Here is a 9,281-nt window from a genome sequence, read left to right as displayed (position 1 = left end):
CGATGGTGCGCTGCGCCGTGTGCGGCGTCCACACGCCCAAGGGCGAGGCGATCGCGGCGGCCGGCGAGTACTTCTGCTGTCCCGAGCACGCGGCGCGCCAGACCAGCTCGGCCGGCCGCGACGCGTCGTGAGCGACTCGCTGCGGGTCGGCGCCGACGGCTGGCTGAGCGGCGCGCGCCACGCGCCCTCGCCGAACCACGAGGCGCGTCCCGCGCACGGCGTGCCGCCCACCCTGCTGGTGGTGCACAACATCAGCCTGCCGCCCGGCGAATTCGGCGGCGACGCGATCGAGGCGCTGTTCCAGAACCGGCTCGACTGCGACGCGCATCCGTGGTTCGACGCGAACCTGCGCGGCCTGCATGTGTCAGCCCACTTCCTGATTCGCCGCGACGGCGAGCTGGTGCAGTTCGTGTCCTGCGACGCGCGCGCCTGGCATGCCGGCCCGTCGAACTTCCTCGGCCGCGAGCGCTGCAACGATTTCTCGATCGGCGTCGAGCTCGAGGGCACCGACGAGCGCCCCTTCGAGGCGGCCCAGTACGCGACGCTGGCCACGCTCACGCGCGCGCTGGCGGCGCGCTATCCGATCGAGGCGATCGCCGGCCACGCCGACATCGCGCCGGGCCGCAAGACCGATCCCGGCCCCTGCTTCGATTGGCAACGCTACGCGAGCGATGCCGGACTTTCGAGCGCATCGTTTCCTTACCTTCGTTAAGCGCGGGGTCTTCCCGCGCGCGTCGCACTGACGCGTCGCAGCGCGATCGGGGCCGATCCCAGGCCCCATCTGCACTCGCTCGATGTCAAGCGGGCGGGGCGCAATTCTCTCGAATTTTCCATTTTGAGATCGTTCGATCGTCCACTATACTTGGTGCCAGTTGAAGGGTTTCTCACTAGATATAGTGTTAAGAGAGCAGGCGCCACCAGGGCGATCCGCTCCAGCCGGCAGCGAATGCCGGAGGAATTCTCAGCGCGGCGTCCGTCCAGGCACGGCACGCCGCGACAGCGCAGACACAGGCGGCAAGGGGGCGCGATACGCATGACGAAAACAGACGTCGACTTCTCGGTATCGCGCGGCCCATGCCGCTTTTGCGTTCTGCCGCCCGCGCCCCGCACTGCGCGTTAATCGTTCAAATCCGCGGATCCCTCCGCACCATCCAGCACCAGGAGCTTTGCACATGCAAACGACCGACACCGGGACGTCCCAATTCGAGAGCGCCCAGAGCCGCCCTCTTGGCACGGCTTCGCAGGGCGCGCCCGCGCTCGCGCCGCAGGCGACGTTCGCCGATTACAAGGTGATCCGCCGCAACGGCAGCGTGGTGGCGTTCGAGCCGTCGAAGATCGCGATCGCCGTCACCAAGGCCTTCCTCGCGGTCAACGGCGGCCAGGGCGCCGCGTCGGCTCGGGTGCGCGAGCTCGTCGAGCAACTGACGCAGAGCGTCGTGCGCGCGCTGCTGCGCAGCCGCCCGAACGGCGGCACCTTCCATATCGAAGACATCCAGGATCAGGTCGAGCTCGCCCTGATGCGCGGCGGCGAGCACAACGTCGCGCGCGCCTACGTGCTGTACCGCGAGAAGCGTCACCTCGAGCGCGCCCATAGCGACGCGCCGGTCGAGACGCCGGCCGGCAGCTCGGGCCTGACCGTGACCGACAAGGGCGTGAGCCGCCCGCTCGACATGAAGGCGCTGCACGGCCTGGTCGCCGCCGCCTGCGAGGGCCTGGGCAGCGCCGTCAATCCCGATCCGATCGTCGCCGAGACGGTGAAGAACCTGTACGACGGCGTGCCGCTGAGCCAGGTCTACGATTCGGCCATCCTGGCCGCGCGCACCATGATCGAGAAGGACCCGGCCTACAGCCAGGTGACGGCACGCATCCTGCTGCACACGATCCGCCGCGAGATCCTCGGCGAGGAAGTCGCGCAGGGCGAGATGCAGGCGCGCTACGCGGAATACTTCCCGCAGTTCCTCAAGCGCGGCGTCGAAGCCGAGCTGCTCGACGACAAGCTGCTGCAGTTCGACCTGGTGCGCCTGGGCGAGGCGCTCGACGCGAGCCGCGACCTGCAGTTCGGCTACCTCGGCCTGCAGACGCTGTACGACCGCTACTTCCTGCACGTCGAAGGCACCCGCATCGAGATGCCCCAGGCGTTCTACATGCGCGTGGCGATGGGCCTGGCGCTCAACGAGATCGACCGCGAAGCGCGCGCGATCGAGTTTTACAATGTGCTGTCGAGCTTCGACTTCATGAGCTCGACGCCGACCCTCTTCAACTCGGGCACGCGCCGCTCGCAGCTCTCGTCGTGCTACCTGACCACGGTCGCCGACGACCTGGACGGCATTTATGAAGCGCTGAAGGAAAACGCGCTGCTCTCGAAGTTCGCGGGCGGCCTGGGCAACGACTGGACGCGCGTGCGCGCGCTGGGCTCGCACATCAAGGGCACGAACGGCAAGTCGCAGGGCGTGGTGCCGTTCCTGAAGGTGGTCAACGACACGGCGGTGGCCGTGAACCAGGGCGGCAAGCGCAAGGGCGCGGTCTGCGCGTACCTGGAATCCTGGCACCTCGACATCGAGGAATTCCTCGAGCTGCGCAAGAACACCGGCGACGATCGCCGCCGCACCCACGACATGAACACGGCGAACTGGATTCCCGACCTGTTCATGAAGCGCGTCATGGAAGGCGGCGACTGGACGCTGTTCTCGCCCTCGACTTGCCCGGACCTGCACGACAAGTTCGGCGCCGAGTTCGAGGCGGCCTACCTCGGCTACGAGGAGAAGGTGGCGCGCGGCGAGCTGAAGCTGTTCAAGAAGATCCCGGCGGCGCAACTCTGGCGCAAGATGCTCGGCATGCTGTTCGAGACGGGCCATCCGTGGATCACGTTCAAGGATCCCTGCAATATCCGTTCCCCGCAGCAGCACGTCGGCGTGGTCCACTCGTCGAACCTCTGCACGGAAATCACGCTCAACACCAGCGACTCGGAAATCGCGGTCTGCAACCTGGGTTCGGTCAACCTGGTCGCCCACCTCGCCAAGCAGGCGGACGGCAGCTACGCGCTGGACCACGACAAGCTCAAGCGCACCGTGAGCGTGGCGATGCGCATGCTCGACAACGTCATCGACATCAACTACTACGCGGTCGCCAAGGCACGTAACTCGAACCTCAAGCATCGCCCGGTCGGCCTGGGCATCATGGGCTTCCAGGACTGCCTGCACCTGCTGCGCACGCCGTTCTCGTCGGACGCGGCGGTCGAGTTCGCCGATCGCTCGATGGAAGCGGTTTGCTACTACGCCTACTGGGCGTCGACCGAGCTGGCCGAGGAGCGCGGCCGCTACTCGAGCTACAACGGCTCGCTGTGGGATCGCGGCATCCTCCCGCAGGACACCCTGAAGCTGCTGGAAGAGGCGCGCGGCGGCTATGTCGAGGTCGACATGAGCGAATCGCTCGACTGGACCTCGCTGCGCGGCAGGATCTCGGTCCACGGCATGCGCAACTCGAACTGCATCGCGATCGCGCCGACGGCCACCATCTCGAACATCATCGGCGTCTCGCCCTGCATCGAGCCGACCTTCCAGAACCTGTTCGTGAAGTCGAACCTGTCGGGCGAGTTCACGGTGGTCAACGAGTACCTGGTGCGCGACCTGAAGGAACGCGGCCTGTGGGACGAGGTGATGGTTGCCGACCTGAAGTACTTCGACGGCATGCTCTCGCGCATCGACCGGATCCCGGCCGACCTGCGCGCGATCTACGCGACCGCCTTCGAGGTCGACCCGAAGTGGCTGGTGGAGGCGGCTTCGCGTCGCCAGAAGTGGATCGACCAGGCACAGTCGCTCAACATCTTCATGGCGGGCGCCTCGGGCAAGAAGCTCGACGAGATCTACAAGCTCGCCTGGGTGCGCGGCCTGAAGACCACCTACTACCTGCGCACGATGGCGGCCACCCACGTCGAGAAGTCGACGGTGGCGCACGGCGCGCTGAACGCGGTGCCGAGCTCCGGCGGCATGGGCGGCGGCTCGGCGGGCGGCGCGCAAGGCGCGGCCGGCAGCTTCGGCTCGGCGGGCGGCGCGGCGCCGACGGGCGCGCTCAGCGCCGCGCCGATCGAGGCCGACGGCCCGGTCTGCACGATGCGTCCGGGCGACCCGGGCTTCGAGGAATGCGAGGCCTGCCAGTAACACGCGGCATCACGCAGTGAAGCGAAGGCGGCGCGCGATGACATCGATGGTTGAACTGCGCGCCGACCTCGACTACAAACGGATAAGGAATCCGTATCTTGCGAACCCGGCGACGGGTTCGCGAACGCCCCCGACAGGAAGATCGAGCCGGCTCGATCGCAACGTCGACGCGCATCGCGCGATCTTCCAGACACACGGCATCACTCGCGATACACACATCGCGATCGATCGCGCGCCTCGCAAAGTGTTGTATCGAGGTCGCAACGCGAATCGAAAACAGGATTTTTCGTGAGCGAACCCTTTTATCGCTCAGGAAAAGATGGTACAAACCGTTCTAAATTGATGGTGAGAATTTATGCTCAACTGGGATGACGAGAAGGCGGCCGTAACTCCCGCGAGCGGAGCGCAGCAAAACACGATGCGCTCCCCCGCCGGAATGGCCGTCGGTGTGCAGGCCGCAGCGTCTGCCGCTCATCAGGCTCCTTCGGTGCGCGACATTTTCCAGGGCGACCTCGCGGTCGCTCCGTATGCACCGGCGCAAGCGAGCGCGGCCGGCTCGCAGGAGCGAGTCAACATCGCCGACAAGCGCATCATCAACGGCAAGACCGACGTCAATCAGTTGGTGCCGTTCAAATACAAGTGGGCGTGGGAGAAGTATCTGGCGGGTTGCGCGAACCACTGGATGCCGCAGGAAATCAACATGTCCCGCGACATCGCGCTGTGGAAGGATCCGAACGGCCTCACCGAGGACGAACGCCGGATCGTCAAGCGCAACCTCGGTTTCTTCGTGACCGCCGACTCGCTGGCCGCCAACAACATCGTGCTGGGCACCTACCGCCACATCACGGCGCCCGAGTGCCGGCAGTTCCTGCTGCGCCAGGCCTTCGAGGAAGCGATCCACACCCACGCCTATCAGTACATCGTCGAATCGCTCGGCCTGGACGAAGGCGAGATGTTCAACGCGTACCACGAGATCACCTCGATCCGCGACAAGGACGAATTCCTGATCCCGTTCATCCACACGCTGACCGATCCGGCGTTCGTGACGGGCACGCAGGAAGCGGACCAGAAGTTGCTGAAGTCGCTGATCGTGTTCGCCTGCATCATGGAAGGCCTGTTCTTCTACGTCGGCTTCACGCAGATTCTCGCGCTCGGCCGCCAGAACAAGATGACGGGCGCGGCGGAACAGTATCAGTACATCCTGCGCGACGAGTCGATGCACTGCAATTTCGGCATCGACCTGATCAACCAGATCAAGCTCGAGAACCCGCATCTGTGGACGCCGGAATTCCGTGCCGAGATCCGCGAACTGTTCAAGCACGCGGTCGAGCTCGAATACCGTTACGCCGAAGACACCATGCCGCGTGGCGTGCTCGGCCTGAATGCCTCGATGTTCAAGAGCTACCTGCGTTTCATCGCGAATCGCCGCTGCCAGCAGATCGGTCTCGACGCGCTGTACCCGAACGAGGAAAACCCGTTCCCGTGGATGAGCGAGATGATCGATTTGAAGAAGGAGCGGAACTTCTTCGAGACGCGCGTGATCGAGTATCAGACGGGCGGCGCGCTGTCCTGGGAATGACCGGGCGCGACATCGCGAGCAAGGATGTATCCGCCGGGCGCGAGCCCGGCCCAAGGTTTAGGAGCAAGAACGCCTGATGCAAAGGATGGCCTGCGCCGGTGCGGCGCACAGACATGACAGGCACTTTGCGAACCCTTCAGTGGGATGGGCAAACTTCCCTCCGGAAAAGGCGGCAGGCCAGGGGCCTCCCGCCTTTATCAAGCGATTCGGGGCGACGGCGCGAGGCGCGCCGGCTGCCGACTTGATCTGGCGCGCGGTGCCGCAGGGCACGGCGCGCCTTACCGTATTCATTAGCGTAAGCGCGATTGCGAAGCGTACGCCGATGAATAGCCCGCTTCGTAGCGCGCGTTCTGAACACACGTCCGCGAGAAACGGGTTTTGACGAAGGGTGTAGTTTGAACTGACTCTCATCTGAACCTGAAGGAGAAAATGATGGCAACTGCCAAGAAGAAACCGGCTGCCAAGAAGGCAGCAGTGAAGAAGGCCGCACCGGTCGCGAAGAAGGCTGCACCGGCGAAGAAGGCAGCCGTGAAGAAGGTCGCGGCGAAGAAGGTCGCAGTGAAGAAGGTTGCTGCGAAGAAGGCTGCACCGGCCAAGAAGGCTGCTGCGAAGAAGGTTGCAGCGAAGAAGGTCGCGGTGAAGAAGGTTGCCGCGAAGAAGGCAGCACCGGCCAAGAAGGCAGCGGTGAAGAAGGTCGCCGCCAAGAAGGCGCCGGCAGCCAAGAAGGCCGCAGCGAAGAAGGTTGCGGTCAAGAAGGTTGCCGCCAAGAAGGCAGCACCGGCGAAGAAGGCAGCGGTGAAGAAGGTTGCCGCGAAGAAGGCCGCGCCGGCGAAGAAGGCTGCTGCCAAGAAGGCTGCGCCGGCGAAGAAGGCCGCGCCCGCCAAGAAGGCTGCCCCTGCCAAGAAGGCTGCTGCGAAGAAGGCTGCCGCTGCTCCGGCGACGACGACCGCAACGGCATCGGTGGCTCCGGCTTCGGGCGCGAAGACCGCGCTGAACCCGGCAGCGGCCTGGCCGTTCCCGACCGGCAGCCGTCCGTAATCGACCTTCGCGTCGATACGACACAAGCCGTAGTCATGCAGTATCGGGTCGATGCCTCGGCCCGCTCGAATCCCGTTACCGGTTTCCGGTGGCGGGATTTTTTTATGCGTGTTTCCCGGTGAGGCCTTCGCGATTCAGTCCGGCGCCGGTTTCGCGCGCGCATAAAAAAACGCATACGCGAAACGAATCGCGTATGCGCTGGATATCGCGGCTGTCGCCGCGCGCTGAGGTCTCCTCGCTCAGTGCGTGACGCGAGTCACGCCGCCGCTCGACAGCAGTCGGACGCGATCGCCTGCACGGAACACTTCCGGCGTGGCGGCCTGCGTGATCGAACGCAGATCGCCGTTATCGAGGCGCACGGTGATTTCCACACCGTTGGCCGAACTCATGCCCTGGCCGATCGCATTGCCCGCGACCGCGCCGGCGAGGCCGCCGGCGATCGCGGTCAGGATCGAGCCCTTGCCGCCGCCGATCGCACTGCCGGCCACGGCACCGAGCGCGCCGCCGCCGAGCGTGCCGAGTGTCGAGCCGGCGCCGGTATCGCTCTCGATGCGCACCGCGCGCACGCTCTCGATGGTGCCGAGGCGCACCGTCTGTTCGCGCTGCGCCTGGCTGGCGCTATAGACATCGGCGGAACCCGGCGGCGTGAAACAGCCTGCGAGCGATACCGAGGCGGTGATCATCGCGGCGAGCGTGAGGGTTTTCCTGGTCAGCATGTGTGGTTTTCTCCAACAAATCTCATTCGATACTGTAGCCGAACGCGGTCTTGAAGCGGGACAGGATTTCCGCGCGGCCCAGCGTGTACGTCTGCGGGCCCGAGTGAGCGATCTTGATCGATCCCATCAGGCTCGCGAGGCGGCCGGTGGTCGCCCAGTCCAGTCCCTTCTCGATCCCGTACAGCAAGCCGCCGCGGAAGGCATCGCCGCAACCGGTCGGATCGACGATCTTCTCGGCCTGCACGACCGGGATCTGCTCGGTGCCGTCGCGGTGACGAATCGTGGCGCCATGTTCGCCGCGCGTGATGATCAGGGCCTGGACCCGGCTCGCGATCTCGTCTTCGGACCAGCCCGTCTTGTCGCTCACCAGTTTGGCTTCGTAATCGTTGACAGCCAGATAGGTCGCAAGTTCAATGCTGCGCCGCAGCGTGTCACGGTCGAACAGCGGCAAGCCCTGGCCCGGATCGAACACGAAGGGCACGCCCGCCTTGGCGAGTTCCTCGACGTGCTGGACCATGCCCTGGAAGCCGTCCGGGCCGACGATCGCGAGCTTGATGCCCTGCGCCTCGCCGGCGTGGTTCAGGTGCGACTGCATCATCGCGCCCGGGTGGAAGGCGGCGATCTGGTTGTTGTCCAGGTCGGTGGTGATCATCGCCTGGGCCGAATGCGTGTCGGGCACCACGCGCACGAACTGGCGCGACAGGCCGAGCGAGTCGAAGCGGTCGAGATAGAGCTGCGCGTCGATCGCGCCGACCGTGCCCATCACGCGGGCCTCGCCGCCCAGCGCGTGCAGGGCGTAGCCGATGTTGCCGGCGCAGCCGCCGAACTCGCGGCGCATGGTCGGCACCAGGAAGCTCAGGTTGATGAGGTGAACCTGATCGGGCAGGATGTGCTCCCGGAACCGCCCTTCGAAGGTCATGATGTTGTCGTAGGCGATCGAACCGCAAATCAGCGTAGCCAAGGTCGTTCCTGTTCAGTAGTTGGGACTGCTGCAGATGAGAGTGACGCGCGCCGTGCCGAGGCAGGGCGCGCGTACGGCCGGATCCGGTGGCAGAACTTACTTCAGCGCGGCAAGCGCGGCGTCGTAGTTCGGCTCGTTCTTGATCTCTTCGACGAGTTCCGTGTAGACGACCTTGTCGTTCGCATCGATGACCACCACCGCGCGCGCGGTCAGGCCGTTCAGCGGGCCGCTGGTGACGTCGACGCCATAGGCATTGGCGAAGTCGCGGCCGCCGCGGAAGGTCGAAGCGGTCGACACGTTGGCCAGGCCCTCGGTGGTGCAGAAGCGCTTGGCCGCGAACGGCAGGTCGCCCGAAACCACCACCACCGCCGTGTCGGCGAGCTTGCTGGCGGCTTCGTTGAACTTGCGCGTCGAGGTCGCGCAGGTCGGCGTGTCGAGGCTCGGCACGATGTTCAGCACCTTGCGCTTGCCGGCGAAGCTCGCCAGCGTCAGCTCGCCGAGATCCTGGCCGACCAGCTTGAAGTCGGGGGCTTGCGAGCCGACGGCCGGAAAGCTGCCGGCCAGTTCGATCGGGTTGCCGCCCAGGGTGACTTTGCTCATATTCGTACTCCGAAGAGGGGGCGTCGCGAGGACGCCGAGGTTGAGGCCGGCGCGCCTCTCGCGGCGCGCCGTGCGCTTACGGGTAGAAAATCTGTACGCGGAAATTCGAGGCGGCGATGCCGGGCGCGCCGTCGGCCGCGCCCGGCGCCGTGTCGATGCGCACGAACAGCGTCTCGGTGGCGCCGGCCGCCAGGCCCGCGCCGAGCGGCGTGCCGGGGCGCACGTAGTCG

The 9,281-nt window shown here is 65.7% G+C and carries 9 protein-coding genes and 2 pseudogenes; 7 read left to right on the top strand and 4 right to left on the bottom strand.

From position 1 onward, the window contains the following. From F3J10_RS36450 to F3J10_RS32415, 7 genes and pseudogenes are all read left to right on the top strand, one after another. Window positions 1–131: PP0621 family protein (locus tag F3J10_RS36450; RefSeq protein WP_275691719.1), on the top strand; the 131-nt coding region annotated here is incomplete at its 5' end. Continuing rightward, on the top strand, window positions 128–712 hold the full coding sequence (gene ampD, locus F3J10_RS32435) for a 1,6-anhydro-N-acetylmuramyl-L-alanine amidase AmpD (RefSeq protein WP_025096831.1): 585 nt from the start codon (window positions 128–130) through the stop codon (window positions 710–712). The genes F3J10_RS36450 and ampD, both read left to right, overlap by 4 nt. A gap of 460 nt (window positions 713–1,172) precedes the next feature. After that, the gene (locus F3J10_RS32430; RefSeq protein WP_167243801.1) at window positions 1,173–4,157 is read left to right on the top strand and encodes a ribonucleoside-diphosphate reductase subunit alpha; all 2,985 of its coding nucleotides are present in this window, start codon (window positions 1,173–1,175) and stop codon (window positions 4,155–4,157) included. A gap of 37 nt (window positions 4,158–4,194) precedes the next feature. Further along, window positions 4,195–4,449: a hypothetical protein gene (locus tag F3J10_RS32425; RefSeq protein ID WP_124083745.1), complete on the top strand. Its 255-nt coding sequence runs from the start codon at window positions 4,195–4,197 to the stop codon at window positions 4,447–4,449. Between the two features lie 63 nt (window positions 4,450–4,512). Then, window positions 4,513–5,736 (top strand): ribonucleotide-diphosphate reductase subunit beta, encoded by a 1,224-nt coding sequence (locus F3J10_RS32420; RefSeq protein ID WP_025096829.1) that lies wholly within the window; start codon window positions 4,513–4,515, stop codon window positions 5,734–5,736. Between the two features lie 76 nt (window positions 5,737–5,812). Then, window positions 5,813–6,140, top strand: a pseudogene (locus tag F3J10_RS36445) (hypothetical protein). Window positions 6,141–6,168: 28 nt separating this feature from the next. Next, window positions 6,169–6,774, top strand: coding sequence for a histone H1-like DNA-binding protein (locus tag F3J10_RS32415; RefSeq protein ID WP_084152381.1), 606 nt, complete (start codon window positions 6,169–6,171; stop codon window positions 6,772–6,774). 239 nt (window positions 6,775–7,013) lie between these two features. Here F3J10_RS32415 and F3J10_RS32410 read toward each other — a convergent pair whose 3' ends face one another. The 4 genes and pseudogenes from F3J10_RS32410 to F3J10_RS36440 form a co-directional block, all read right to left on the bottom strand. After that, window positions 7,014–7,490, bottom strand: coding sequence for a glycine zipper 2TM domain-containing protein (locus F3J10_RS32410; RefSeq protein ID WP_013696587.1), 477 nt, complete (start codon window positions 7,488–7,490; stop codon window positions 7,014–7,016). A gap of 22 nt (window positions 7,491–7,512) precedes the next feature. Continuing rightward, the gene (locus F3J10_RS32405; protein WP_013696588.1) at window positions 7,513–8,451 is read right to left on the bottom strand and encodes a carbohydrate kinase family protein; all 939 of its coding nucleotides are present in this window, start codon (window positions 8,449–8,451) and stop codon (window positions 7,513–7,515) included. 96 nt (window positions 8,452–8,547) lie between these two features. Then, complete coding sequence (tpx, locus tag F3J10_RS32400) at window positions 8,548–9,051, bottom strand: thiol peroxidase (protein ID WP_013696589.1); 504 nt, start codon at window positions 9,049–9,051, stop codon at window positions 8,548–8,550. Window positions 9,052–9,127: 76 nt separating this feature from the next. After that, window positions 9,128–9,281 (bottom strand): annotated as a pseudogene (locus F3J10_RS36440) (DUF3426 domain-containing protein); the annotation flags it as partial.

Origin of the sequence: Burkholderia sp. Cy-637, from assembly GCF_011753175.1 — a bacterium.
GTDB lineage: Bacteria > Pseudomonadota > Gammaproteobacteria > Burkholderiales > Burkholderiaceae > Burkholderia > Burkholderia gladioli.
Note: the sequence above shows the minus strand (reverse complement) of the source record. Positions and strands in the feature narration are given on the sequence as shown.

Bases quoted from the DNA above. Each gene is read 5' to 3' on its own strand.
- F3J10_RS32425 (WP_124083745.1), top strand. From the start codon at position 4,195: ATGACATCGATGGTTGAACTGCGCGCCGACCTCGACTACAAACGGATA.
- F3J10_RS32415 (WP_084152381.1), top strand. From the start codon at position 6,169: ATGGCAACTGCCAAGAAGAAACCGGCTGCCAAGAAGGCAGCAGTGAAG.
- F3J10_RS32420 (WP_025096829.1), top strand. From the start codon at position 4,513: ATGCTCAACTGGGATGACGAGAAGGCGGCCGTAACTCCCGCGAGCGGA.
- tpx (WP_013696589.1), bottom strand. From the start codon at position 9,051: ATGAGCAAAGTCACCCTGGGCGGCAACCCGATCGAACTGGCCGGCAGC.
- F3J10_RS32430 (WP_167243801.1), top strand. From the start codon at position 1,173: ATGCAAACGACCGACACCGGGACGTCCCAATTCGAGAGCGCCCAGAGC.
- F3J10_RS32410 (WP_013696587.1), bottom strand. From the start codon at position 7,490: ATGCTGACCAGGAAAACCCTCACGCTCGCCGCGATGATCACCGCCTCG.